This is a genomic window from Paraburkholderia diazotrophica, from assembly GCF_900108945.1.
Taxonomy (GTDB): domain Bacteria; phylum Pseudomonadota; class Gammaproteobacteria; order Burkholderiales; family Burkholderiaceae; genus Paraburkholderia; species Paraburkholderia diazotrophica.
The window spans coordinates 58,189-83,556 of record NZ_FNYE01000031.1; the positions used below are offsets into that span (position 1 = coordinate 58,189).

19 protein-coding genes are annotated in these 25,368 nt (G+C 60.6%); 10 read left to right on the forward strand and 9 right to left on the reverse strand.

Features of this window, described 5'->3' with window-relative positions; translation table 11 throughout:
- On the reverse strand, positions 1-1,425 hold the full coding sequence (locus BMW76_RS29360; RefSeq protein WP_090871639.1) for a UbiA family prenyltransferase: 1,425 nt from the start codon (positions 1,423-1,425) through the stop codon (positions 1-3).
- A 349-nt stretch (positions 1,426-1,774) separates the two neighbouring features.
- On the opposite strand from BMW76_RS29360, the gene BMW76_RS29365 reads away from it, so the two are divergent.
- The 6 genes from BMW76_RS29365 (at position 1,775) to BMW76_RS40580 (ending at position 10,140) form a co-directional block, all read left to right on the forward strand.
- Positions 1,775-2,620: a glycosyltransferase family 2 protein gene (locus BMW76_RS29365; RefSeq protein ID WP_090871641.1), complete on the forward strand. Its 846-nt coding sequence runs from the start codon at positions 1,775-1,777 to the stop codon at positions 2,618-2,620.
- Positions 2,617-3,573, forward strand: coding sequence for a UDP-glucose 4-epimerase family protein (locus BMW76_RS29370; protein ID WP_090871643.1), 957 nt, complete (start codon positions 2,617-2,619; stop codon positions 3,571-3,573). The genes BMW76_RS29365 and BMW76_RS29370 overlap by 4 nt, the downstream gene beginning before the upstream one ends.
- A 9-nt stretch (positions 3,574-3,582) precedes the next feature.
- Positions 3,583-4,617, forward strand: a complete 1,035-nt coding sequence (locus BMW76_RS29375) for an MraY family glycosyltransferase (RefSeq protein WP_090871645.1) — start codon at positions 3,583-3,585, stop codon at positions 4,615-4,617.
- On the forward strand, positions 4,617-6,506 hold the full coding sequence (locus BMW76_RS29380) for a polysaccharide biosynthesis protein (protein WP_090871647.1): 1,890 nt from the start codon (positions 4,617-4,619) through the stop codon (positions 6,504-6,506). Before BMW76_RS29375 ends, BMW76_RS29380 begins: the two co-directional genes overlap by 1 nt.
- Before the next feature lie 1,408 nt (positions 6,507-7,914).
- The gene (locus tag BMW76_RS29390; RefSeq protein WP_090871651.1) at positions 7,915-8,556 is read left to right on the forward strand and encodes a hypothetical protein; all 642 of its coding nucleotides are present in this window, start codon (positions 7,915-7,917) and stop codon (positions 8,554-8,556) included.
- Between the two features lie 468 nt (positions 8,557-9,024).
- Positions 9,025-10,140, forward strand: coding sequence for a hypothetical protein (locus BMW76_RS40580; RefSeq protein WP_143062346.1), 1,116 nt, complete (start codon positions 9,025-9,027; stop codon positions 10,138-10,140).
- Between the two features lie 1,936 nt (positions 10,141-12,076).
- On the opposite strand, the gene BMW76_RS29400 is transcribed toward BMW76_RS40580, so the two are convergent.
- Positions 12,077-13,171 (reverse strand): MraY family glycosyltransferase, encoded by a 1,095-nt coding sequence (locus BMW76_RS29400; protein ID WP_090871656.1) that lies wholly within the window; start codon positions 13,169-13,171, stop codon positions 12,077-12,079.
- A 199-nt stretch (positions 13,172-13,370) separates the two neighbouring features.
- Here BMW76_RS29400 and BMW76_RS29405 point away from each other — a divergent pair, with 199 nt between their 5' ends.
- Together BMW76_RS29405 and BMW76_RS29410 are read left to right on the forward strand one after the other, a co-directional pair.
- On the forward strand, positions 13,371-14,936 hold the full coding sequence (locus tag BMW76_RS29405; RefSeq protein WP_090871658.1) for a methyl-accepting chemotaxis protein: 1,566 nt from the start codon (positions 13,371-13,373) through the stop codon (positions 14,934-14,936).
- Positions 14,937-15,388: 452 nt separating this feature from the next.
- Positions 15,389-15,649, forward strand: a complete 261-nt coding sequence (locus BMW76_RS29410) for a hypothetical protein (RefSeq protein ID WP_090871660.1) — start codon at positions 15,389-15,391, stop codon at positions 15,647-15,649.
- Positions 15,650-16,374: 725 nt separating this feature from the next.
- On the opposite strand, the gene BMW76_RS29415 is transcribed toward BMW76_RS29410, so the two are convergent.
- The 7 genes from BMW76_RS29415 to BMW76_RS40585 form a co-directional block, all read right to left on the reverse strand.
- Positions 16,375-17,916: a mannose-1-phosphate guanylyltransferase/mannose-6-phosphate isomerase gene (locus BMW76_RS29415; protein ID WP_090871662.1), complete on the reverse strand. Its 1,542-nt coding sequence runs from the start codon at positions 17,914-17,916 to the stop codon at positions 16,375-16,377.
- Positions 17,917-18,235: 319 nt separating this feature from the next.
- On the reverse strand, positions 18,236-18,709 hold the full coding sequence (locus tag BMW76_RS42060) for a hypothetical protein (RefSeq protein ID WP_245763423.1): 474 nt from the start codon (positions 18,707-18,709) through the stop codon (positions 18,236-18,238).
- Positions 18,710-18,892: 183 nt separating this feature from the next.
- The gene (galE, locus tag BMW76_RS29425) at positions 18,893-19,915 is read right to left on the reverse strand and encodes a UDP-glucose 4-epimerase GalE (RefSeq protein ID WP_090871666.1); all 1,023 of its coding nucleotides are present in this window, start codon (positions 19,913-19,915) and stop codon (positions 18,893-18,895) included.
- Positions 19,916-19,926: 11 nt separating this feature from the next.
- On the reverse strand, positions 19,927-21,075 hold the full coding sequence (locus BMW76_RS29430; protein ID WP_090871668.1) for a glycosyltransferase family 4 protein: 1,149 nt from the start codon (positions 21,073-21,075) through the stop codon (positions 19,927-19,929).
- Between the two features lie 43 nt (positions 21,076-21,118).
- The gene (locus BMW76_RS29435) at positions 21,119-21,958 is read right to left on the reverse strand and encodes a glycosyltransferase (RefSeq protein WP_090871670.1); all 840 of its coding nucleotides are present in this window, start codon (positions 21,956-21,958) and stop codon (positions 21,119-21,121) included.
- On the reverse strand, positions 21,955-23,229 hold the full coding sequence (locus BMW76_RS29440) for an oligosaccharide flippase family protein (protein WP_090871704.1): 1,275 nt from the start codon (positions 23,227-23,229) through the stop codon (positions 21,955-21,957). The genes BMW76_RS29435 and BMW76_RS29440 overlap by 4 nt, the downstream gene beginning before the upstream one ends.
- 236 nt (positions 23,230-23,465) lie before the next feature.
- A complete protein-coding gene (locus BMW76_RS40585) occupies positions 23,466-23,738 on the reverse strand; it encodes a hypothetical protein (protein ID WP_143062347.1) in 273 nt (90 codons plus the stop codon).
- 777 nt (positions 23,739-24,515) lie between these two features.
- Between BMW76_RS40585 and BMW76_RS29450 the strand changes: the two genes are divergently transcribed.
- Positions 24,516-24,749: a hypothetical protein gene (locus BMW76_RS29450; RefSeq protein ID WP_090871672.1), complete on the forward strand. Its 234-nt coding sequence runs from the start codon at positions 24,516-24,518 to the stop codon at positions 24,747-24,749.
- Positions 24,750-24,762: 13 nt separating this feature from the next.
- On the forward strand, positions 24,763-25,023 hold the full coding sequence (locus BMW76_RS29455) for a DUF2274 domain-containing protein (protein WP_090871674.1): 261 nt from the start codon (positions 24,763-24,765) through the stop codon (positions 25,021-25,023).
- Positions 25,024-25,368: the final 345 nt, after the last annotated feature.

A 25,368-nucleotide genomic window follows, 5' to 3' on the forward strand; every position in this document is an offset into this window, starting at 1 on the left:
TTAAATGGCCGCCCAGAAAATCAGGCCGCATAGGGCGACCACGGCAAGACTAACGCGGTCGCGTGCAGCGAAGACGATCGGATCGTCGTGCATCAATCCGCGGTGCGCGATGATCCACGTGCGGCTGACCCAATACAGCATAAGCGGGCACGTGAGCCAGATAATCTGCGGATAACGATAGAGTTGCGCCGTGCGTGCATCCTGAATGTACAACGCGAGCACAAGCACCGCGAGGTAGCCGGATGACGTGCCGAGCGACGAGATCAACGACAGATCGCTCGATATGTAGCCCCGACCACGTGACTTCACGAGTCCTCGAGCCTGCAGCGAGTGCAGTTCCGCGTAGCGCTTGACGAGCGCGAGGCTCAGGAAGATGAACATGGAGAACCCGAGCAGCCAGAACGTAAGGTGGCTGTGAATCGCTGCTGTACCGGCGATGATGCGAGTGGTGTACAGCATCGCGAGCACGACGACGTCAACCATTACCTGCTTTTTCAGGTATACCGAATAGGCTAGAGTCAGCAGGTAATAGCCGAGCAGCACGGCACCAAACCGCAGGGGCAGCGACGTCAACGCGATAGCAACAGCGGCGGCTAGCAGGGCAGGGAAGAGCGCAAGTCCCCACGTGATTGGTAGCGCGCCGGAGGCGAGCGGGCGCTTCCGCTTTACCGGGTGATGCCGGTCGTCCTCGAGATCGAGCAGATCGTTCAGCACATAGACGCTCGATGCACATAGTCCGAACGCAAAGAACGCAAGCACAGCGGCAAGCAGTTGCGACGGGTTCGAAACCGCATGCGAGGCGAGGAGCGGCACAAAGATCAGCAGGTTCTTGAGCCACTGGTGCAAGCGCAGCGACCGCGCCCACGTCTTCAACGTCGGCGGACGCGATTCGATGACCCGCTCGACATCGCAATGCCTGCGCGCGAGACGCTCCACGCCCGGAGAAGGGTTCACAATATACGCGTGTTCCGCCGACCTCCATACTGCAATATCGTCATGTGAATTGCCGGCATAGTCGAAGCCCTTCTCGCCGTATTCCGCGACAAGTCGATCGCGCTTGCGATGAGACGAGAGGTTGGTTTCGCCGTCGGTAGCGAACGTCTGGTCGAAAAGCCCGAGATGATCTGAAATCGCGCGCGCGTATCGTTCATGGCTGGCGGTCGCGAGTACGAGTGAACGTCCCGTCTCCCGCTCGCACCTGAGCCAGTCGAGTACTTTCTCGTCATACGGAAGGACGCTTACATCTACATCAGTATGGTCGGCGAGGCGGGCCTTAAGACCAGCTTTGCCTTTCTGGGCGAGCCAAACCAGCGGCTGGTAGAACCGGTGAGGCGAGGCTTTGAGAAAAGCAAATCCCGATTCGATCAGAACGTCGGATCGAATTAGCGTGCCATCGAGGTCGACAACGAGAGGTTTACTGCGCATTCAGCAAGCCTTGGAGGCGCATAACAGGATGTAAACGGAGCGGAATGAGGAGTAATCGCCCGCAGCTGTGGGTTCTATATCAGCCCGGCTTCGCGTGAATGTCACGGATGGCCGCCGTGGCGGGCTACTTTACTATCACCTAAACTTGGACACAACCCGATGTAATCAAAGTGTTTGATTTTCTGTACTTTTTTGGCATTCGTCTCCATATTGAGGGGCAGATGTGTTATACGAGCCGTAACAAAAGGCAAGGTGGCTTGCCGAACTGGACAAATTTCCGCAAACTCCGCAGTCATTGCGGCCCAGAAACGATCAAGTGTCGTCAATAAGACACCGGCGTTCTCATAAAATGAAATTGACACGCGAGCCGCGTACCGAAAACGAGGGCCTCTCGATATCCATCGTCGTATATCGGCCGGACCTTACACTGTTGCAAAGCACGCTCGAAAGCGTGGCAACTGCCTGCGGGGGAGTGCGTGCGACTCGGCCGTCGTTCAAGCTTGGATTGTTACTAGTCGACAACGGCGGGCTACCCGACATCGCCGCGACGCTAGCGAAGGTGCGCGCACAGGGTATTACCTGCGAAGTTATCAGCGGTCAAGGCAACGTCGGCTATGGGCGCGGACACAATCTCGCGATCGAACGCTCGCCGTATTCGTTCCATCTGGTTCTTAACCCGGATATCGAACTTGACGCGAAAGCGCTGGCCAATGCCGTCGATTTCCTCTGCGCGCATCCTGACGCTGGTCTCCTGACGCCGCGTATCGGCGATGACGCTGGACAGTTGCAGTACTTATGCCGTCGGTACCCGACTCTTGTCGACCTATTCGTGCGCGGCTTCCTTCCGACGTGTGCGCGCCGTCTGTTTTCCCGGCGTCTCGCGCGATATGAAATGCGCGATCTCATTAACGAATGCGACGTAGTCTGGGATCCGCCGATCGTCAGCGGTTGCTTCATGATGTTTCGCACGATCGTGCTAAAAAGACTGGCGGGTTTCGATCCCCGCTACTTTCTTTACTTCGAAGACTATGATCTCAGCCTGCGTGCGCATGATGTCACGCGCGTCGTCTACACGCCGGTCGTGCGAGTGTTGCATCACGGCGGTGGTGCGGCACGAAAAGGCAGCGCGCATATCCGTATGTTCGTCGCGTCTGCCTACAAGTTCTTCGACCGCTTCGGCTGGAAGTGGCTATGAGCCGGATTCTGGTGACGGGGGCAAACGGCTTTGTCGGGCGTGCCGTCTGCGGTCTGCTTCTTGCCCGAGGGAATCGGGTCACGGGACTGGTTCGGCGAGCAAATGCTGTTATGGCGGGCGTCGACGAATGGGTGGATGCCTCACGCGACTTCACCGATATCGATGGTGCATGGTCTGCCTCGCTGGTCCCGGACTGCGTTGTGCATCTAGCGGCGCGGGTGCACATCATGAACGAAGACGCGGCCGACCCCGCGGCCGCGTTTCATGCAACCAACGTCGAAGGAACGTTGCGGCTCGCGGCAGCTGCACACCGAAAGGGGGTGCGACGTTTCGTTTTCGTCAGCAGCATCAAGGCCATCGCAGAGCGGGACGACGGAACGCCGATACATGAGAATTATTCGCCTCGCCCGGAAGATGCCTATGGCCGGTCCAAGCTCGCTGCGGAAGAAGCGCTTCGCCGCTTGGGCGACCATACCGGGCTGGAAATCGTCATCGCGCGCCCGCCGCTCGTCTACGGACCGCAAGTACGCGCTAACTTCCTGCGACTAATGGATGCAGTCTGGCGTGGCGTTCCTCTGCCGCTCGGCGGCGCCGACGCGCGGCGCAGCATAGTCTACGTCGGCAACCTCGCGGATGCGCTCGTATGCTGCGCGACCGACCCGCGCGCGGCGCGCCAGTGCTTTCACGTCGCGGATTGTGGCGCTCCGACCGTCGCGGAACTGGTGCGCGCGCTCGCCGGACATCTCGGCAAGCCGTCGCGGCTGTTGCCCGTTCCGGCCGCCTGGCTGCGCGCGGCAGGCCGGTTGACGGGCCGCTCCGCACAGGTCGATCGTCTGATTGGAAGCCTGCAGGTCGATACGTCACACATTCGCGACGTGCTCGGCTGGCAGCCGCCGTTCTCAACCGACGAAGGTCTGTCGGCTACCGCCGACTGGTATCGTTCGACTCACTGAACCCGTTTCATGCAGATGCAAGATTCACTGATGTCTCAGTGGGCTATCCCCCTCGACGCCGGCGTGGCCGCCTGCGCATGCGCGGCGATCCTGTACCTGTTGCTGAGGACAGGCCTCGCGTGGCGCATCGCGATGGACATTCCCAACGACCGTTCCCTCCACGTGCGGCCGACGCCACGCGTCGGCGGCTGGGCGGTCGTGCCCGTTTCCGTTGTGGCCATGCCGCTCGTGGCGCCGTCGCTGTGGTTCGTCGCGCTGGCGACGGCGTTCCTCGCAGCAGTCTCGCAGCTCGACGACCGCCGCGGTTTGCCCGCGCGCGCGCGCTTCGCGGCGCATCTGATCGCCGTTGTCGCGTTCGTCGCGCTGTTTCCGGCAGCGGCGCCGTGGTGGCTGCTATGCGCGTTGGCATTTTTGATGATCTGGCTCGTCAACCTCTACAATTTCATGGATGGCGCCGACGGCCTCGCCGGCGGGATGGCGCTGTTCGGTTTTTCCGGCTATGCCGCAGGCGCGATGCTTAGCAGCCAACCGATGCCCGATCTCGCGTTGGCGTCGGTCGCGATTGCCGGTGCGGCGCTCGGTTTCCTTTTCTTTAATTTCCATCCGGCCCGGATTTTCCTCGGCGATGCGGGGTCTATTTCACTGGGCTATCTCGCGGGCGCGCTGGGCTATTGGGGCTGGCGCGGCGGCGCGTGGCCTGTATGGTTCCCAGCGCTCGTATTTGCGCCCTTCATCGGCGATGCTTCGATCACACTCGTGCGACGACTGCTGCGTGGAGAAAAGTTTTGGCAGGCGCACCGGGAGCACTACTATCAACGCATGGTGCGTTCGGGAGTCGGCCATGCGGGTACCGCGTGGGCGTGGTACGCAGTCATGGTTGTCGGCATAGGACTTGCCCTGTTGGCACTCGGGCGTTCCACGGTCACTCAGTGGGGCATCGTCGCTGGTTGGGCTGCCGTGCTGGTCATCATCGGAAGCATCGTCGATCTGCGCTGGCGTCGGTTCCAGTCAACGCTGTCCAAACAATCCGAGGTACGACGCTGATGCTAAGAACCAAAGCCAGCTGGCTATCCTTCAGCGCTTTCCTTTTCGACCTGGCCGCTGTCGCGGGCACGTGGCTCATCGCCTACGTAATCCGCTTCAACGGCGCCGTGCCGACGGACTTTCGGGATGGCGCGTTTCACGCGCTCATCTGGGTGCTGCCCGTCTACGGCGTGATGTTCCGCATCTTCGGCCTCTATCGCGGCATGTGGGTGTTCGCGAGCCTGCCCGATCTGCTGCGCATTTCGAAGGCGGTGGCTGCGGGCGCCCTCGTCACGATGATCCTGGCGGTGATGATTCAGCCGATCCCAGTCATTCCGCGTTCCGTGCTGCTTGTATCGCCGCTCTTCCTATTCCTCGCGATGGGCGGCTCGCGCGCGCTATATCGTGCGGGTAAGGAGTTCTACCTGTACGGCGGTCTGGTCGCGCAAGGCAAACCCGTCGTCGTACTCGGCGCGGGCACGGCGGGCGCGATGCTCGCGCGGGAACTGTCGCGTTCGAGCGAGTGGCGGTTGATCGGCCTGCTCGACGACGACGTCTCTAAACAGGGCCGTGAAATCTACGGCTACAAGGTGCTGGGCCCGATTGGCAAGCTGCCGGAAATCGCTGAGACGATGAAGACCGAGTACGCGATCATCGCGATTCCTTCGGCACCGGTCGAACAGCAGCGCCGCGCGGCGACGCTGTGCGTGCGTGCCGGCGTGCGCGCGATGGTCCTACCCGCGCTGACGGACGTCACGGAAGGGCAAGCATCGCTCTCGCGCGTGCGCCACATTGATCTCGAAGACCTGCTCGGCCGCGAGCCGGTGCACATCGACACGCCGCACGTCGAAGCACTGCTGCATGCACGAGTTGTGATGGTGACGGGCGCGGGCGGCTCGATCGGCTCGGAACTGTGCCGCCAAATCCTGCGTTTTAACCCCGCCCAGCTGATTGTCTTTGATATTTCCGAGTATGCGATGTACCGCCTCGTTGAGGAACTGCTTGAACGGTTCCCGGGGCTGTCGATCGTGCCCGTAATTGGCGACGCAAAGGACTCGCTGTTGCTCGATCAGGTGATGGCGCGCTATACGCCGCACATCGTCTATCACGCCGCCGCGTACAAGCATGTCCCGCTGATGGAAGAGCAGAACGCATGGCAAGCTGTTCGCAACAACGTGCTCGGCACGTACCGCGTTGCGCGCGCGGCGATTCGCCACGATGTGACGCGCTTCGTGCTGATTTCGACCGACAAGGCCGTCAATCCGACCAACGTGATGGGGGCGAGCAAGCGTCTCGCCGAAATGGCCTGTCAGGCCCTGCAACAGACGAGCGAGCGCACGCAGTTCGAGACCGTACGCTTCGGCAACGTGCTGGGCAGCGCGGGCAGCGTGATTCCGAAGTTCCAGCAGCAGATCGCAAAGGGCGGTCCCGTGACCGTCACGCACCCGGAAATCACGCGCTTCTTCATGACGATTCCCGAGGCGTCACAACTCGTGTTGCAGGCATCGAGCATGGGTTACGGTGGCGAGATCTTCATTCTCGACATGGGCGAGCCGATGAAGATCGTCGATCTGGCGCGCGACCTGATCCGGCTGTACGGCTTCACGGAAGACCAGATACGCATTGAATTCACGGGCCTGCGTCCCGGCGAAAAGTTGTACGAGGAACTACTCGCTGACGACGAAACGACGACGCGCACGCCTCATCCGAAGCTGCGCATCGCCCAGGCGCGCGGCGTGCCGGATAATCTGCTCGACGAACTGCTGCCCTGGCTGATGCAGCACCGCGTGTTGACCGACGACGAAGTGCGCCGCGATCTGCGCCGGTGGGTAGCCGAATACCAGCCGACGCTGGCAACGCCGCCACTGCGCAGCGTGCCCCCGCCAGCCGGCATGAGGGCGTCGATGTAAAGTCAAAAGGCGCCGGCGCGCCTTTTTTTATGTCTGTGATTCAACGTGGCTGTTTGGACCCAGGTAACGCGACTTTCGGGGTCGCATGCCTCAAAATCCTGACCTAGTGAAGGATCTTTGCGCTTCTGTGCTGTGGCGAGAAGACGGCCTAAAGGCAGCAGAGTTTGCGGTACACCTCGCGAATACCACGGCGAAATATTGCGGACTGGAGAATAGCGGCGACGAAAACAAGGCGCTGACGGAGGCGTACGAGGCGGGTGGCAGGTACATCGGCTATGTCCTGATGGCCTGCACTCACGTTTTTGCGTGACGGCGACTAGACACCTACGCTTATGGAGGCGCCGGTACATTCACTGCAGCACGCCTGAAGGACCTTGATCGCGCATACAGGACTTCGAGAAGTGTGCTGTTCCTGTGTTCCCACGGTTCAAGAAACGCAGCCATGCTGGGCTGCGAGGGCGGTCGCATTTGCTCACAAAGCTTGACGGTAAGCGCGCAATTTCCCCACCTAGCTTTTGCGTCCAGCAGGATCCACGATTGCGTCCGCAACGTTCATCGCCCGACACATCGTATAGGCGGGCCTGACGCATTGTTTTCGACGCCACACCGCATCACGCGCGATGTTGACCTGCGGCGCGAAAATACCTTCGGCCGTGCGTGGCATGACGAAGGCTTACGCCTTGCGAAAGGCCCGGAGGTTGAAACCAGCTACAGATTTAGCGCTGCGCTGGAGCAAAAAGCTATTCGATTTTGCGGAGCTTTTCGGGTTAAGAGCGTGAGCCGGCTCGGCTGAGCGTCGGGTTCTGGGAGGTGGACGCGCCCTCTATAGGTATCAAGAAAGGCTCATCGTTTTGACGCGAAAGTGCGTGCATCTGGTGGCTCTTAGTTTCGCTGCGCGGCTGGCTAGGTCGAACGAAGGACGGATGTCCTAGGTCGCCGCGATTTCTTGCAGATGTTGTGCCCGACCCAAGAGCGACGCGTCATAAACGTTGTTTGCCCCGGCCGTTCTGCTGCTCGATCAATTGACCTTTCCGATGTTGCCGGGATCGTGAGCGACACATTCCGAAAATGTCCGGGTCAGAATGATTGCTGTCTATTCGTACGCGGACTAAAGCGCGGAAGGGGCGAACTAGAGGAAAACAGTGACGTCGACCATTTTTCGCGGTCTTCAGTGCTGCAACGGAAGAGAGAACGAGAAGCCTACGTGGTGTTGAGGTACGCGACTGTGATACACGGGGAACGACGCTAGGCGCATTGTCGCCAGGATAGATCCTGTTAAAAGGCCCACCAAACACCTCAGCATTGTGGACTCCGCTTGTCTTTGAGCAGCTCTACCATCGTCATTGCTGACGCGATCCGTTTTCAGAACGTCAAGCCAATACGAAACCGGAACGATAGGATATTCTCCATGACCGAGCAAAACTTTAGATGCGTGCAGGTGCCTTCGGGCCGCTTCCTCGCGACTCAGGCAACCCTTGGATATTCGAATCATGTTGCAAATGAGCCGGCAGTCGCGGAACGTCGCGGGCGGTATGTCGCTTTTTCCCGGCAGCTGCATGCCGTACTCGCCCCTTTGCTCGAAGAGTCTTATTCGTTGTATGAGGAGCTAACCGTGCTGACGTCGCGAGGATTCGCCGGCCCCGTGATCCGCGCCGACTGTGTAGCAGTCACCAATATGGGGGTGTTTGTTATCAGTCAGGTGGACTGGGCGGTGAGCGAAGTTTCGCTGTGTCCCGAAAAGAACAGCCTGCGCGTCCTCACCGCCCCGAAAACGTACGAGATTTATCCGAACCCGCTTCGATACACCGCTCCCGCTGTTCACTTCCTGAGTGCTTTCCTGCATGAGTTCGAGGTTCCGGTCGACACGCTTGCTGTGCTCAATAACGAGACGTGTGACATCCGCGAGGGTGTGCCGACATCGTTTCTCAAAGCAAGTGAGCTGCATCACTTTTTCAGGCTAAGGCGTGAACTGGCTTCCAGTATGAGGCTGGGTTTCATGGACTTCCGCGAAATGGGGGTGCGGTTGCGCACCGGTTGCAGACAGGTCTAAGGTACCGCACCGAGCCTGGGTGGATAGGACGACTGCAGCAACGTCTGATTCAAGCACGGACTGTCAGCGGAGCACTACCAGAAAAAATGGTGGTGCTCTCGGTGTGACGGGCGTAAGAGCGCCTGGCGGACACGCTCGCGTCGCATCGAACGGGCCATGATCGTTCCAGGCGGCCGATGCCGCAGCGCGAGCGCGCCCATAGGCCGATTCCACTACGCGGTTTTGCGAAAACTGCACGTGTGAACGTTCGATGCATTTTTCACAAATTGGGTCGTTTCGTCCATGTAATCAATGGCTTGTGCCAATGCTTCCGGGCAGATGAGTTCCCTGAGCCAGGCTCGGGCCTGTTGATGCCTTCGCGCTCGTTGCCGCCGGCTGCGTAAACGACTGTCGGCGGGCCCATAACGTCTAAGCCGGCGGCGACAGAGGCTTTATGAGTTCGTCGAGCCTGGTTGCGCAACGCCCTTTGTGAAAGGCTTCGTGTGCGCTTTCCAATGTATTGCTGAAAGGCGCTATTTTTTGCACCTCATAGCGCCGCCGTTTGACCGTAAAGTCGCGTATTTTTATGCTTTGGGCGCGCACGGGCCGCCGACAACGGGGGAAAAGAGAAAAGACATGGGCTTTAAGAGACCGCGTAGACGGATCGATCAGCGCAGCTGCATTCTCCTTGCCTGTCGATATAAAGAAGGATTCGCTCGTGGCGAGTGGACCACGCAGGCAGACGCGTCGCGCGTGCTAGGGGTAAGTCAGGCAGAACTGTCGATGGCTTTACGATGGAACTCACTGCCTGTCGAGCTGCTCGCGATGTTCGCCGAAGCTGTCGAGATCAGGGCTCATACAGTGCGTGTCATACGCGATGCCATAGCCCGTGATGGCCTGGAGACGGTGCGTGAGCGACTCCGGCAGCATGTTGCTGCAAGCAGGAAACTGCCGGCGAAGACAGTACTTGCTATCGTAAAAGGCCGGATATCCGAGGCAAGCAAAGCCTTGCGTGCGCCTGGCATGGAAGAGAAGAAGCGCGCCACCCTGCCACGAGACTTACCGATGTATATATTGAATCGGTATCGTCTCGGAATCATCAACGGGGAATGGACGAGTTATAGCGGTTGCTGCCGTGCACTAGGCATTTCCCGAAGGAACATAAGCGATGCCGTCGCTATCGGGCAGCTACCGGATGGTGTCAGGTGCCTTTTTAAGGAAGCCGATCTAACGTTCTCGGTGGGGCGCAAACTGCTTGCGATCGAAAGGATCGTTGGCACCAAAACCCTGCAGGCGCGTGCGCATAACATCAGCTACCTGGCGCGCGAGCACACTGCCGAGCACGTCTTGCGTGAGCTCAACACGGACGACCCCTGGCCTGAAAAGTTCTCTCGCATACGCATCAAAAAGGGCAGGGGAGTAGGGCGACTCATCATCGAGTGCGATCACGCGGATCGTCTGTTCCTTTATCGTCGAGAAATGGAATCCGCACTTAATAAAGTTGTGAACAAGCTTGCTATGAGCCCATCGCAAGAAAAGATAATGCGAACGACCGCTGATCCGTACATGGAAGAGCTGCGTCAATTATTGGACCGCAACCGATGAACGGTCGTTATGCGAAGTTGCCTCCTGCCAGATGGCATCCACGTGCACAAGCAGCGTCGAGTTGAATGAGCCGTTAATCTGAATTCGGCGTTAAGTCAACTGTCAGGCCAAACGCTTGTACGATCCCTGCTGAACTGTGGCATCAGATCCAGGAAGCTGCAACCTTGCTCAGCCTGGCGCAAAATGCCGCCGGTAAGGCGGTCTGGTTTCATCGTTGCGCACCGGTCTGCCATTCCAGCCGGCAGACTGTAACCTGTTCTTCGTTTTCCTACCGATTGGCGCGCGTTCGCGCCGATCGCGCATCCCTTACCCCGATGGCTTGCTGACTTGTGTCACGGCAGTCACTCGACACCGATGAGTAACCGCCATTTGCACGACGCTCTGCTCTGAGCCGCTTCCTTGACTTTTGCCTAAAGCGGGCATGATGAACTAACGAAAGTTATTTCATAGTGCTATGCAATTCATACTGCGCCTTAATTGCAAGGTGGTGGGAAGAAAATCGAATACCACATTCCTCACGCTGGCGTCATTGCTCTTGCATGTCAAGGCTCTGCGACGGATGAATCTTTGCCCGGTGTTGTTGGCCGCTGGTTGGTCCGGGGGCGTACGATGAAGCGAAAATCATCCGGTACCCTGGTTCGGCGAGCGTCAAAGTTGCCAGCGACACTGGCTGACCGGGAATTGCAGCACCTGGAAAAGGTGGTGCACTACCTCTGCAATACGGACGTCCTTGATACGGGATTTCGTCTCGGGGTGTCTTACTGGCTGAGCCGGATTGCAGACATCGAACAGAGATTTTATTTGGTTCCACCGCAGTTCAAACGGCTCGCGGCGCTACGAAAGCTGCTCACGGATATTAGATAAATGACCGGACATTCCAACCGGTAGGGGCCATCCTGAGTTCGCCTTGACGCTTGGGCGCGCCGGAGTAATCTGGGTAACAAACCTCTTTCGTCAGTGGTCCGACGTCGCAAGCACGATCGGCAACGGCGGTACCCGCGTATTGTGCCCTGATCGTTGAACTGAACCAACGTTGCCGCGTTTTTCTCCGTTTAGAGAGAGAGGCACGCATCGTCGTGGTCGCTTTTTTGTTGAGTGCCATGCACGACCAGGCGAAAAGAGCGCCGCCAACAGCTATGGCCGTTTCTGCCACACACGTCCTGCTGCTATTTCCCTTAGGGCCGCGCATGTGCGCCACTTGACGTAGGCTTGGACAGTGCCGGAAATAAAGACAAGGTGTTGTCGAGAGTTTCGTGCTAACGTTCATTCACGGAGTGATTTCGTGCGAAGGAGAGGGAGCATGGATATCAGTTTTCTGGTACTCGGCGCCGCACTTGTCTTGTGTGGACTTGGCTCGCTAATGGAACACAACGCACGCAAGGTCGCGCGGCAACGCCGTCGTCCGCGCATTCCTCGCTAGGCACGGCCTGTCGGGTTTCTACGGGCGGCAAGATGACACGCGCCGGATCTTCAGCGTGCCGTGACTGTTCTAACGCGGGTTTCGGGTGTTTCGGCGTCGCCGCGGTTGGACTGCCTGCGGTTTCCACAAACGGAGAATCATATGGGCTTCAGTTTTTTTGCGCTTGGCGTGGCCCTGGCCTTGTCTGCACTTGGTCTGGTGATGGGACCGTAACGGCCGCAAGGCAGACCGCGCTCGTCGGCGCGGATCATAGCGCCGTTGCAGGATTGTCGCCGGACAGACAGACAAAGCAAGGCTGCAACTTCGGGTGCGGCCCTTTTCATTTTCTGATTCCTGTGTCGGAGCTTTTCGCCTTCAGTCAGGCATGCCAGCGCGACGTTTGACCCAAGCTTGCGCTTAACCCACGATTTTGATTGTCGTTGCACGACCGCTACCACTGTTGCGTCGGATGACCATAACGGATGATGGCATGCTGTTATGGGAACAGGCGCCCTGGTGTCCCTCCTGGCGAGCGCTTCACCGGTGTTTGCGGACCACCAGCCAGCGCGGCACCCTGAATCGGACGATGCTCACGTAGAGCCACACATACGTCGCGGCAAACACGATGACGAAACAGAACAGATGCAGCGTATGCCGCCAGAAAAGCGTCGCGGGAATCACAGCGATCAGGCAAAGCAGCCACAGATAAGGCGACGTCAGCGAATTGCGCCGTGTCAGTTCGCGCGCCGTACGTGCGCCAACGGCCCAGCGCATCAGACGCTTGTAGACGAGCATGTGCAGGTGCACGCCATCGGGAATTCCCGGCGACATCCCGCGAATGAACTTCTTCCGATAAATCGAAAAGCAGGTCTCGAAGATCGGATACATGAAGAGCAGCACGGGATACCACGCTGAGACGTCGCGGTTGCGCATGACGAGCATAATCGACAGCTCGCCGAGCATGAAGCCGATGAAATAGGCGCCGCCATCGCCCAGAAAGATCAGGCCGGCGGGGAAGTTCCAGATGAAGAAGCCCATCACCGCGCCCATCATGATCAGGGACGCCGATAGCACGATCGGATCATGCACTTGGAACGCGACATAGGCGAGCGACGCGAACATCATGAACGCGACCATCGATGCGAGCCCGTTGAAGCCGTCGATGATATTGATCGCATTCGCCAGCGCGGCAACGGCGAGCACGGTCACGGCGCACGAAATCGCCGCATACGAGAGCAGAAAATCGAGCGGCGGCACGCTGATGCGCGTGACCGCGATCCCAAGCACGAAATACGCGAGCGCCGCCGCGACCATCGTGCAGATCAGGCGCGCGAGCGGCGAAACTTTCTTCGTCAGGTCTTCGACCAGGCCGGAAGCGAACGCTGGCATCCCGCAGGCGACAACGCTGAGAATGCCCGCCGACACCCCCGGGTACGCGCCATGCAGCTGGATCGCCGACGCGACGAGCCCTACCAGAATCCCCGTCCCGCCGATACGCGGCACGGGCCGCGCGTGGAATTTCTGCACGCCGCCCAGATCGGTGTCCGCGAACGTTTCATGCAGATGCGCATAACGCACGATCACGAGCGTGACCAGTAGTGAAACGATGAAACCGAGCGCGAAACTGAGCATGAAAGTGGGGGCCGGAAAGCAAACGGGGGATTATACAAATGAAACGCAGACCGCCCGGACGGGTTGACGACGCGTGCCCGGCACGCGCCATCCCACATGCTGCGTCATGGATTTTCCCTATCCAGAGCACGCGAGCCGTTGCCGTTAGCCATCGATGGGGCCGCCATCCCGGCTGCCCGTTGCATGTCACGGACTCTCCATGCTCAACAACCTCACTATCCGACAAGGACTGACGCTCGTCATCTGTGCGTTCGCAGCGCTTCTTTTGACGGTGATCGGCGTCGGTTGGGGCGCGCTGAAATTCAGCAACGACGGTCTGCAGAACGTCCAGCAGACTTCGGCGGCGATGAGCGCGCTGGCGTCGAGCTCGGAGAAGCTGTTGCAGGTCCGACTGTCGCTCGGCAGCTACGAGACGCTCTTCAGCGTCGGCAAGGAAACGGACGGGCTGCTCGCGGCCGCGCACAAGATGCTCGAAGCGTCGAACGACGAGTTCCGCGTCTACATGGCCGGCCCGTTCGGCAGCGACGAAGAGCGCAAGCTTGCGCAGACCGTCGCGGACGCGCGCACGGCGCTCGTCAACCAGGCGATCGAGCCGGAGCACAAGGCCCTCGTCGACAACGACTTCAACACATTCCGCACGATTCAGGGCGAAACGGGCGACCATTACTACGGCATCTACGCGAAGGCGATCGACGCGCTAAGGCACGCGCAGGCCGACAACCGGCAGCGCCAGTCCGAACAGCTGAGCCAGCGCTCCAGGATCTCGACAGGCATCTTCATCGCGATCGGCGTGGTCGCTATCGTGGTGGGCGCGTTGGCGCGCGCCGGTCTTTCCGCTGCTGTCGTGCGGCCCGTGAACCAGACGATCCGCCACTTCCGCAGCATGGCCGAAGGCGATCTGAGCTCGACGGTCAAGGTGCGCTCGCGCAACGAAATGGGCCAGTTGCTGCAGGCGCTCGGGCAGATGCGCGACGCGCTCGTCGAAACCGTGTCGAAAGTGCGCGGCAGCACGCAATCGATCACGCTGGGCGCAAACGAAATCGCCGCCGGCAACGCCCATCTGTCAAGCCGCACCGAGCAGCAGGCGGCCGCGCTCCAGCAGACGGCGGCGAGCATGGAAGAGCTGTCGGCGACCGTCAAGCAGAACACCGACAACGCGAAGCTGGCGAACCGTCTCGCGCAAGGCGCGCTGGAGACGGTCGTGCGCGGCAGCGACGTAGTCACGCGCGTGACGGAAACGATGGACGGCATCACCGGGTCGTCGCGCAAGGTCGGCGAGATCATCGGGATCATCGAGGGCATCGCGTTTCAGACCAACATCCTCGCGCTGAACGCGGCCGTCGAGGCGGCGCGTGCGGGCGAGCAGGGGCGCGGCTTTGCCGTTGTGGCATCGGAAGTGCGCGCGCTCGCGCAGCGCTCGGCCGCTGCGGCGAAGGAGATTCGCGATCTGATCGGCGATTCGACGGCGCAGGTGGAGCAGGGCGCATCGCTCGTCGCCGATGCGCGAAAGACGATGCAGGAAGCGATGACGTCCGTCGAGCGCGTGACGGGCATCATGACGGAGATCGAGGGTGCCGCGCATGAGCAGAGCGACGGCATCGAGCAGATCAACAAGGCGATCGGCCAGATCGACGAAGTGACGCAGCAGAATGCGGCGCTTGTGGAACAGGCGGCGGCCGCCGCGAAATCACTCGAAGCGCAGGCGATAGTACTGCGCGAGGCGGTGGCGGTGTTTCGCGTGGAGGCCGCTGCTGGCGTTGCCTGAAGCTTCAGACGTCCGGACAAGTCTTCCAGGTCTTGCGAGGTCGGCGCCTCCGGAATAGCTGACCTGTTTCACGCTACGCTCTTGAATTGGCCCAACGGGTGACGTCTGAAGGCAGCGACTCTCTTGACAGCCTGATGCGGAGGGGCTGTTGGTTAGAAATTCGACAATACCTCATGCATTTTTGTTTGAGCCCAGAACAGGCCAACACATATCAGCACTAGCACGGTCTCGTTCGGATGGCGACTTGACTTCGCTACAGAGAAGCCACGATAGGTCTGGCTCTGGTGTTCATCGCGCGAGGCGCGATGCATGGGAGCCTTCACTACCGAGGTGGAAATATGCTGGAACTGATCGAAATCTCGCGGCTCTTTCTCGCGTCGCTTGCCGCGTCTGGCGTCGCAGGCAGCTTCGATGTCACCGAATATTCCAAGAACAACAAGTCGGAGGAGTAAATGCGCGCTGCGAACTGGCTGACGTTGTCCTACGTGAAATTCATGGCGCTGCCTTTCTTCGCGCGCAGGGCAATTATCTTTGTCGTATCTCTCGCGCTGTGGTGGTTCGCCGCCATGCTCGCGAGCATGCATGTGAACAACAACCTGTGCGTCGTGTTGCTTCTCACAGGCGCGGCAGGCGCGATCTGGTCCAGCGAACTGTGGCGTATGTGGAAGGTGTTCGCCATCGTCGTGGCGGTCTGTCTGGCGATCATGAAATAAACGAAGCGCAGCATGAAAGCGGCTCCCTACCGGGGGCCGTTTTTGCTTTACGGTTTGTTGTGATCGCAGAGCCGCAGTAACAAGGCAGATATGACGAGTCGCGGTTGCAAACCTGGTCGGCAATGGCGAAGCAGCCTATATCGCGATGATGGTTGAGAATCACTGGGCGACATTCCCGATTGCCAGACGAGAGCACGATTACGCGATTCTGGCACCGGCTTGAACCGCATGGGTTCTCGTCCGGCATGGTGGCCACGGTCAACGGGATGCTGCAGGCGAGAAATCGAGCTCAAGATGGCTTTCTGGGAAGCTGTATTTCACGCAGAATTGAGGCTATCCTGACGTTGAATTATCGAAACGGAGACCGACGATGGGTTTCGGTGTTGTTGCGTTGGTTCTGACGGCTGCGATTTGTGCATATGGTGCGCACATGTGCAATCTCGGACGCAAAGCGGATCGCGCACGTCGGCAGCCGCGCGTACCCCGCTAATTCCTGCAGGGAACGGTTTTGGTCGGCCCGTCTCGAAGTCGCACCTGCGCGTGTGGCAATCTCATTTCTCGATTGACAGGTCGTTACTTGAACGGATGCAGTGACCTCCGTCGACGCTCGGGATGACAATTCAGCTCCGTCGCGTCCGTTCGTTTTCATCCGTGTTTCTGAAGGTGCGGCGTTGCAGTAACGCCTCGCGCGTGCCTGCGCCGCATTCCACCAGACAGGCCTGCCGCTAGACTCCGGTGCGCCCGTACTGATCGTCGAACCGCACGATATCGTCTTCGCCCAGATAACCGCCCGACTGCACCTCGATGATCTCCAGCGGCGTCTTGCCCGGATTTTCCAGCCGGTGCTGCACGCCGAGCGGAATGTAGGTCGACTGGTTCTCGGTCAGCAGAAACGTTTCGTCGCCGCGCGTCACGCGCGCCGTGCCGCGAACGACGATCCAGTGCTCCGCGCGATGATGATGCATCTGCAACGATAGCCGCCCCCCCGGCTTCACGATGATCCGCTTCACCTGGAAGCGGTCGCCGCGATCGATCGAGTCGTAGCAGCCCCACGGCCGCTCGACTTTCCGATGCACTTTCGCTTCCGTGTCCTTCGCGGCATTCAGCCGATTCACGACCGCCTTGACGTCCTGCACGCGGTCTTTCGCGGCGACGAGCACGGCATCGGCCGTCTCGACCACCACGACCCCTGTCACGCCGACACACGCGACGAGGCGCCCTTCGGAATGCGCATACGTGTCGCTCGCGCTCTCCAGCAGCACGCGGCCGCGCGCGACGTTGCCTGCCGCATCCTTCGCGCTGATGTTCCAGACAGCGTCCCATGCGCCGACGTCGGACCAGCCCGCCGTCAGCGGCACGATGATGCCCGTCAGCTTCGGATCGTCGCCGATGTGTTCCATCACCGCATAGTCGATCGAATCGCTTGGGCAGGCGGTGAACGCAGCGCGGTCGATCAGCAGCGCGCCGTCGCGATCGGTGCATGCGTTGTCATACGCCGCGCGGCATGCGGCCACGATGTCGGGCCGGCACGACGTGATGGCCGCAAGCCACACCGATGCACGCATTACGAAGATGCCGCTGTTCCACCAGTACTCGCCCGACGCGACGTAGCGCTCGGCCGTTTCCTGCGCGGGCTTTTCGACGAAGCGCTCGATGGTCCGTGCGCCGAGCGCGTCGGCGGGCAGGCCGGTCTTGATGTAGCCGTAGCCCGTTTCCGCGCGCTCGGGCGGCACGCCCAGCGCGACGATCGCATCGTGCAGCGCATGCTCGACGGCCTGCTGCAATGTCGAGATGAAAGCGCCGTCATCGACGATCAGATGGTCGGCGGGCATTACGACGAGTACGGGGTCTTCGCCTTGCGGCGCGTCGGCGAGCGCCGCAAGCGCGGCGACCGTCAGCGCGGGCGCCGTGTTGCGCGGCGCGGGTTCGAGCACGACGCGCGATTCGCACGCGCAGCGTTCGAGGCGCTCCTTCGTCGGCAGCCGCAGTTCTTCGCTGCACACGACGAGCGCCCGCTGCGTCCTTACGCTATGTTGAGTCGGAAGGCCGGGCGTCGGCGCGCGCAGCCCTTCCGTTCTGCGCAAAGTGGCTTCGAGCAGCGATTCGTCCCCCGTCAGGCCGATCAGCTGTTTGGGGCATTGCTCGCGCGACAGCGGCCACAGACGCGTGCCCGAGCCTCCAGCCAGCACGACGGGCTGAATGATGCAAGCGGACGGCGGCTCGTGCCCGGCGGGCGCGCGGGAAATCCCTTCAGCGATGACATTCATGTTTCCTCCGGGCAAGCGCCGTAGCGCGCTCGGAATCGATTGCCGCCACGCCGTTGTTTGCGCTCATTGCAGCAGTTGCGCAACCGGACATCTGTGCGTCGCACCACAGACCGCGGGACGAGTCAGTAGCGCATCCGCGTGGAATCCACCGTGCTGGCCCGAAAGCATGCCGGGGGTGCGCGTGATCGCGCCGGGTGACGGTCAGGGTCGCCCGCCGGACAACAGCTGAAATATCCTTTGAAGACGTTGCAAGCGACGTGCCGCGACAGGAAACAGAAATGAAACGGACCTGATGAAAAGATCACCGTGACGAGATCAGTCAGCCAGTTGCATCTGCGTTGGATAGACTGGCGCCGCCCGCGCCCGGTTCGGCGGGAAGTTCCCCTTTGTTACGCATGCTGCAAATGATCTCTTCGACGCGCGCATCTTCGAGCAGGCGTCTGCCTGCGGCCCGGCGTTGGGCATTTGTCGCGTCGATACCGCGTTGCAGGTCGGCGGTTCTGGCGGCGATGTACACAGCGATACCATAGCCGTAGCGCTGCGCGAGGCCGCTGTCGAAAAAATTCTTCATGAGGGCGATCTTCGATGTCCGTCTGACGAGCCATGCCGCGCCGGACGGGACGGTCGCGATCCAGACCGCCATTTTACAGATGCTGGGAATCCAGCCGGCGTTGCGCTGACTTTCACGTCCGGGATTTCGGCCGCTGCGCAGAAATCTTGAGGCGTTCAATAAGCCAGAACAGACAAACGTGTGGAGAAACCACGCGTTCGACACCTGAGAACGCCGACCCATGAAAATGCCTCGTGGCATTTGCGATCAACGGGTGCGCGTCGTGCAGAAAAGAGGCCGGATGCGCAGTGTCATTCGGCTTGCACACGGGACATAGCAGCCAGACATGAACGCGACGGCATGAAGGTGACGGCAATGAGGTGACGGGATGCGCACGCGATGTGAGCATCCCTGCCATGCGCCGCGCTACTCGAATCCGCGCGGATTCTGCGCCTGCCAGCGCCAATGATCGACGCACATGCGCTCGATGTCGAACTGCGCGCTCCAGCCGATCAAGTCGAGCGCCTTCGCGGGATTCGCGAAGCACTGCGCGACGTCGCCCGGACGGCGCGCGACGATCTCGTACGGCACAGACTTGCCCGATGCCTTTTCGAAGGCTTTCACGACTTCGAGCACGCTATAACCCTGGCCCGTGCCCAGATTCACGACGAAGCTTGCATCGCGTTTGACGAGCGCATCGAGTGCCGCAATATGCCCGCGTGCCAGATCGACGACGTGAATGTAATCGCGCACGCCCGTGCCGTCCGGCGTGTCGTAGTCGCCGCCGAACACGCGCAGCTTGTCGAGCTTGCCGACGGCCACCTGCGCGACATACGGCATCAGGTTGTTCGGAATACCGCCCGGGTCTTCGCCGATCAGCCCGCTCTCGTGCGCGCCGACCGGATTGAAGTAGCGCAGCGTCGCAATGCGCCACGACGGGTCGGACAGTTCGAGGTCGCGCAGGATCTGTTCGGCGATCAGCTTGCTCTGGCCATACGGGTTGGTCGCCGACAGCGGGAACGTTTCGTCGATCGGCGAGCTTTCCGGCACGCCGTACACAGTCGCCGACGAGCTGAACACGAACTGCTTCACATTGCGCGCGCGCATCACGTCGAGCAGCACGAGCAGGCCGTCCATGTTGTTGCGGTAGTACTCGAGCGGCTTCGCGACCGATTCGCCGACGGCCTTCAGCGCCGCGAAGTGAATCGCGCCCGTGATCGGGTGCTGGTCGAAGATCGCGTTGAGCGTGGCTTCGTCGCGCACGTTCGCTTCGTAGAACGCGATCTTCTTGCCGGTGATCTTCTCGACGCGCGCGATCGACTCGCGCTTGCTGTTCACGAGATTGTCGATCACGACCACGTCGTAATCGCTGTCGAGCAATTCCACGCACGTGTGCGAGCCGATAAAGCCCGCACCGCCCGTCACCAGAATTGTGCCCTTCGTGGTCATGCTGAACTCCCTTAAAGTGATACGCCCGTCAATTGCCGGGTGACATCCTTGTACCGCTCGACGACACCGCGTTCGTCGAACTCCTTCGTGACTTTCTCACGGCCGCGCGCGCCCATCGCGCGCCGTTCGTCGTCGCTCATGTCGAGCATCTGCGCGAGCGTTGCCGCGAGGCTGTCGACATTGCGCACTTCGCACAGCAGGCCGTTGACACCATCGGCGACGCATTCGCGGCAACCGGGCACGTCGGTGGCGATGACGGGCCGGCCCATCGCCGATGCTTCCATCAGCGTGCGCGGCACGCCTTCGCGATACGAAGGCAGCACGACGCAGTCGGCGGCTTCAATCAGCGGACGCACGTCGTGCGCCTCGCCCAGATACTCGATCACGCCTTCGCGCACCCACGCGTCTACATCGGCCCGCGTGATCGCGCTCGGATTGTCGACGCCCACGGGGCCGAGCAACTGGAAACGCGCATGCGGATACGTCGCGCGCAATCGACGCGCGGCCTCGACGTATTCGCCCACGCCTTTATCCCACAACAGCCGCCCGATTAATACAAAAGAAAATGTCTCGCGCGTGGGTAACGGCGTGAAAGAAAACTGGTCGAGATCCACGCCTTCGCCATGCAGCAAACGCGCGCGCTCCGGATGCACTAACAGTTTCTGATCGAGAAAAGCGGCCTGATCGTCTTTATTCAGAAACCATACTTCGCGCGGAAAGCGAAACGCAAAGCGGTATAGCAGCTTGGCGATTTGCGCGGCACGGCTCTGCTGGATAAAAACATAGCCGAGGCCAGTCGTCACGGCAACCGATTCGACGCCGGCGAGTTTCGCGGCAATCGTGCCAAAGATATTCGGCTTGATCGTGTAATGAAAGACGATGTGCGGACGGACCGACCGATAAAGCGTATACAGCGACCACATCGTGCGCAGATCGTCGCGCGGATTGGTGCCTTTCGATGCGACGTGCAACTCGATACAGCGGCAGCCCATCTCTTTGAGCAGATCGAACGTGCGGTCACGCGGCGCGATCACCGTCACTTCGACTCCGCGTGCGACGAGCATGCGTATCAGCCCTTGCCGGTACGTATAGATCGCAAACGCGGTATTGCACACGAGACAGATGCGCAGCGCGCGGGCGGATTCGATCGGTTGCTTCATGCTTGCGATGCGGGGGCGAGAAATGGAGGCACGTAGGTTCACGTCAAAGGCTCGCGCGCGGCGCATAGAGACGCTTCTTCACGCTTTGAAGCGTCTGGTACGGTGTCACGAAATGCAGCAGCGTCTTTGCAAAGCCCAGCCAGTCGCACGGATTAAGCACGTTGAAGTACTGCATCTGCAAACGCAGCGTCGATACGATCTGGCGACGCCGTTTCGTCGCGCTGATGCCGCCTTCGTTCAACTCGTAGTAAAGGCCGACGTCCGGGAGATTCGCGCAGTCGTAGCGCTCCATCAGGCGCAGGAACAGATCGAGATCTTCTGCCGCCTTGTACGCCTCGCGATAGTTGCCGACGGCGAGCACGGCGTCGACACGCAGCATCATCGACGGATGCACGAAGCACGTGCGCAGAAAGCGCACGCGTCGGATGGCGCGCGGCTCGGCGGGCGGCGTCAGCATGAAGAGCGGCGTGCCGTCGCGCGAGACGACCTGCGTCCACATGCCGAGTCCCGCCACGTGCGGATTTGCTTCGAGATACGCACGCTGTTTCGCGAGACGTTGCGGCGCGCTCAGATCGCCGGCATCGATGCGCGCGGCGTAGCGAAAGCCACGCGCAGCGAGCGCTTCGATGCCCGCCTGCAACGCGCGCTCGATGCCGCCGTTCTTCGGCATGCGCAGCACGTCGATCGACATGTTCGGCAAGGCAGGCGCGACGATGGGCGGCGTGCTGCCATCGTCGACGATCAGCACGCGGATGCGTGCGTGCTCGCTGAACGAGGCCAGCGTGCGTTCGACGTCGGCCTGACCGTTGAAGGCGGGCATCAGCACGGCGACATCGTCGAGCGAGGCCGCGCCGCTGGGCGGCGTGAATGAAGAAGACGTCATGGACGCAGCTTGAAACGGATGTAATAGAAATTGACGCACGCCGCGGCCAGATATCCGGCCGCAAGACCGACCAGCGCGCCATACGCGCCCATGCGGGCAATCGCAAGCAGATTGACGACGCACGCGACGGCCAGCGCGAGCAGCCATTTCGACAGCAACACGAACTTCGCCTGATACTTCAGTACGACCAGGTTGCCGATCGCTTCGATGCCTGCCGGCACGGACAGCCACACGGCCCAGCGGAAAATATCGACGGCCTCTTCGAAGTCCGGTCCGAACACGCGGCGGATGATGAAGCCTGCGAGCAGATCGAGCACGCACGCGCCCGCGATCATCAGCACGGCTGTCATCGCCGTGAGCCGCCACATGTTGCGGCGTAGTCGCGCGAGATCCTGGATGCGATAGACGAACGCGGGCGCGAGTGTCTGCGCGAGCATCAGCGCGAGCGTGATCCAGTTCTCGTTCAGCTGCTGCGCGGCCGAATAGCGCCCGAGATCGGCGAACGAGATCGCGCGTTCGAGCATCAGACGGTCGAGCTTCAGGAACAGGTACATGCAGATGAGCCCGAGCCAGAACACGGTGCCCGCCGTCGCGAAGTGGCGAAAGAGCGCGCGGTCCAGACGCCAGCCGAGCTTGCCGCCATGCCGCTTCACGTAGTAAGCGATCAGCACGATGCCGATCACGGCCGATTCGAGCGCCCACAGCCAGCCGAATCGCGCGGGCGCGGCGGCCGCGCGCACGAGCAGCCACACGAGCATCGCCTTTGCGATGGCCGTCGTCATGCTCGTGATGAGCTGTGGCTTGCTGTAGGTCATGCTCTGCAGCCATGCGTTGATCACGCCGACGAGCGGTTCGCGAAACAGCATCGTGACGGCGAGCCCGGCCAGCATCGCGCCGACGAGCGGATCGGTGAAACCCGCCGACGTGCACGCCACAATACCCGCCCACGTCAGCAGCAGCGCAGCCGCCGACACGGAGAGCCGCAACGCGAATGCGCTGCCGAGCACGGTGCCGAGCTGTTGGGGCGGCCGGTGGACGATCGTCGGCACGAGGATTTCCGCGCCGCAAACCCATGTAATCGGTGACAGCACGAGCAAAAGCGTATTGGCGTATTGCCACTTGCCGAACACGTCGGGACCGAAATAGCGGGCGAGCACGCCGCTGATCGCAATCGCGACGCCGATCTGCGTGAGACGCTCGAGACCGAGCCAGACAAGGTTCGCGACAGCGCGCGTGACGTCCGGGTTCGCGAAACGCTTAAGCGCCGGCATCCGCATGGCGTCCGTCTGCTGTCTGCGGGCACGAATGGCGCGAATTGTCGGTATTTGGGCGTGCCCAGCCGATCGTGCGATGCGGCAACCTGATGGGCGCGGGGCGTCTAGGCATTGGAATGGCGCCAGCAAGGCGTCGCTGAAAAACGAAATTATAAGTTGAATCGGGACCGTCTCCGGTACGGCACGGCGCTTTGACGATGCCGTGTCGATCAAGGTCGGACTGCCGTCACCATTTATCCCTTGCCGGAAACGAAGACTGCGCGCTTGATCTTCTGCAACGCGCGATGCGGCGTCATCGGGTGCAGGCGGTCTTTGCGATGTTTGCACAGTCCGGCCAGTTCAACACGTTCGAGTAACGAGGTGGGCGGCATTCCCTCGCTCACTGCCGCGCTCGTAATTCCGGCACGTTGGATCCAGGACAGGTGCAACTGTGTTTTCCGGGCACGCGGGCGGCGGAAAGTCCATGGTGTACGAAAGAAGCGGGCGAACATCAGCGCATCATCCACGAGCGGGACAGGTGCTGTGCCATCACTGCGAGTGGGGACAAGAAGGGGCAAAGCGTCGCGCATCCAATGCGATGCCGGTTCGCGGCGCGCACTTTTATCTCTCAATCCGAGAGCCGTGGGCCACTGGCGATCGTCAGTGGGTCCGTCTTGTCTGGGTGTCACGCTCGCAGTTTGCGCTGAACCTCCATGGGCTCCCTGGCAATGTCCACCGGCTGACTTGACTTTGCGATTTGGGGAGGAGACTGGGTTGGCGAACGTCCTTTAGAGACAGGCGATCGCTGACCTCATTGACCAGGAGAGTTGAGATGACGAATGATGAAGCGACCACGTGCAAGTGTGATCAGAATCCCATCTGTACCGCATGCCAATGCGGGGCGGAGACGCTTACGCACAGACCACGCCAACAGCAATGTGCCCAGAAAAACACGATTGTCGCGTCCATGCGAGAGGAAGGGCTCGCGCGAGCGGCGAGTGGCTTCAATTGCCGCCTCTGCGAGGTGGGATGCGTCGACGGACGGGACAACTGGATTGCTTCCTATGTCCGTACGAAACTCAGAACGATGTCGGGCGACGCCTTCCCAATCTCCCGCCACACCGCTGACTGTGTAGCCAACGCATTACAGAACCGGTTCCTCTCGGATACGGATGCCGTATTGAAACGAATTCTTGAACTTGCCGCTCTTCGGTATCTGCGTGACGGCTCAGCTACTGTCACGCTGGAGGACGTCGAGCTTGCCTTGCGCTCTCTAGCGTCCCCGTATCAATAAAAAAGCTGCCATGCTGCGGCCGGTGCTGGTGAGAAATGCCGTTGCACATGCGCCTGTTGCGCAGAGGCAATTTCTACTGAATACCAGCTTGCGTGAAGTATCCAAGTCGCACGATTCGGTTGCCAAGGCGGTGCGCGCCGAACTCCTCGCCGGACTCAACTGGAACAGCCGCCTCAACGTGCGGCTTTATTACGTGTGGCTCTGGCCGCTGAATGTCATCAAGCCGATCCGTCGTAAACACTGAGGACCCGAACACCATGACGCAAAAATCTTTCCGTAAATCATCGCCCCGTCTCTTGCTCCCGATTGTCAAGCGAGAACCGGAGAAAACCAAGCTGCCAGTCAACCTGTCGCAGGAGGTGCACGCCGATCTGCTGGCCTATCAGCGCGCGTATCAGGAAATGAACGATGCCGAAGTGTCACTCGATTTCATCATCGAGCAAGTGCTTATTCAGCACATGAAGCGCGACAAGGCGTTCCATTCGTGGAAAACGACAAGCGGAGGCTCACAGGGCTGAGTCGGGTACCGGTCGACGCGGGCCTCCCGTCCGACTGACCGTTCCTGGCCGGCTGCAACGTGATGCGGGCCGGCCATGTACGACCCGCAGCTGCCGGTCGAGCCGTCGCTGTGCCAAGGGCAAGTATCAGAACGGAACGGTCATTCCGTGCCGTCACTCGAGAACAAGTGATCGGCCTTTGCCGACATTCGGGTGTCAACCACTGTGAGGCAGTTGACAGACGCTTTGCAGCCATTCGCGCAGTCGTAGTCTCGACATTCTGCTCATTTCGAGTGAGAGGGCTTCGACATCAAATTCGCGGCGCTTTTACGCGCCTGATTACATTTACTTCTAAGAGGCATGACG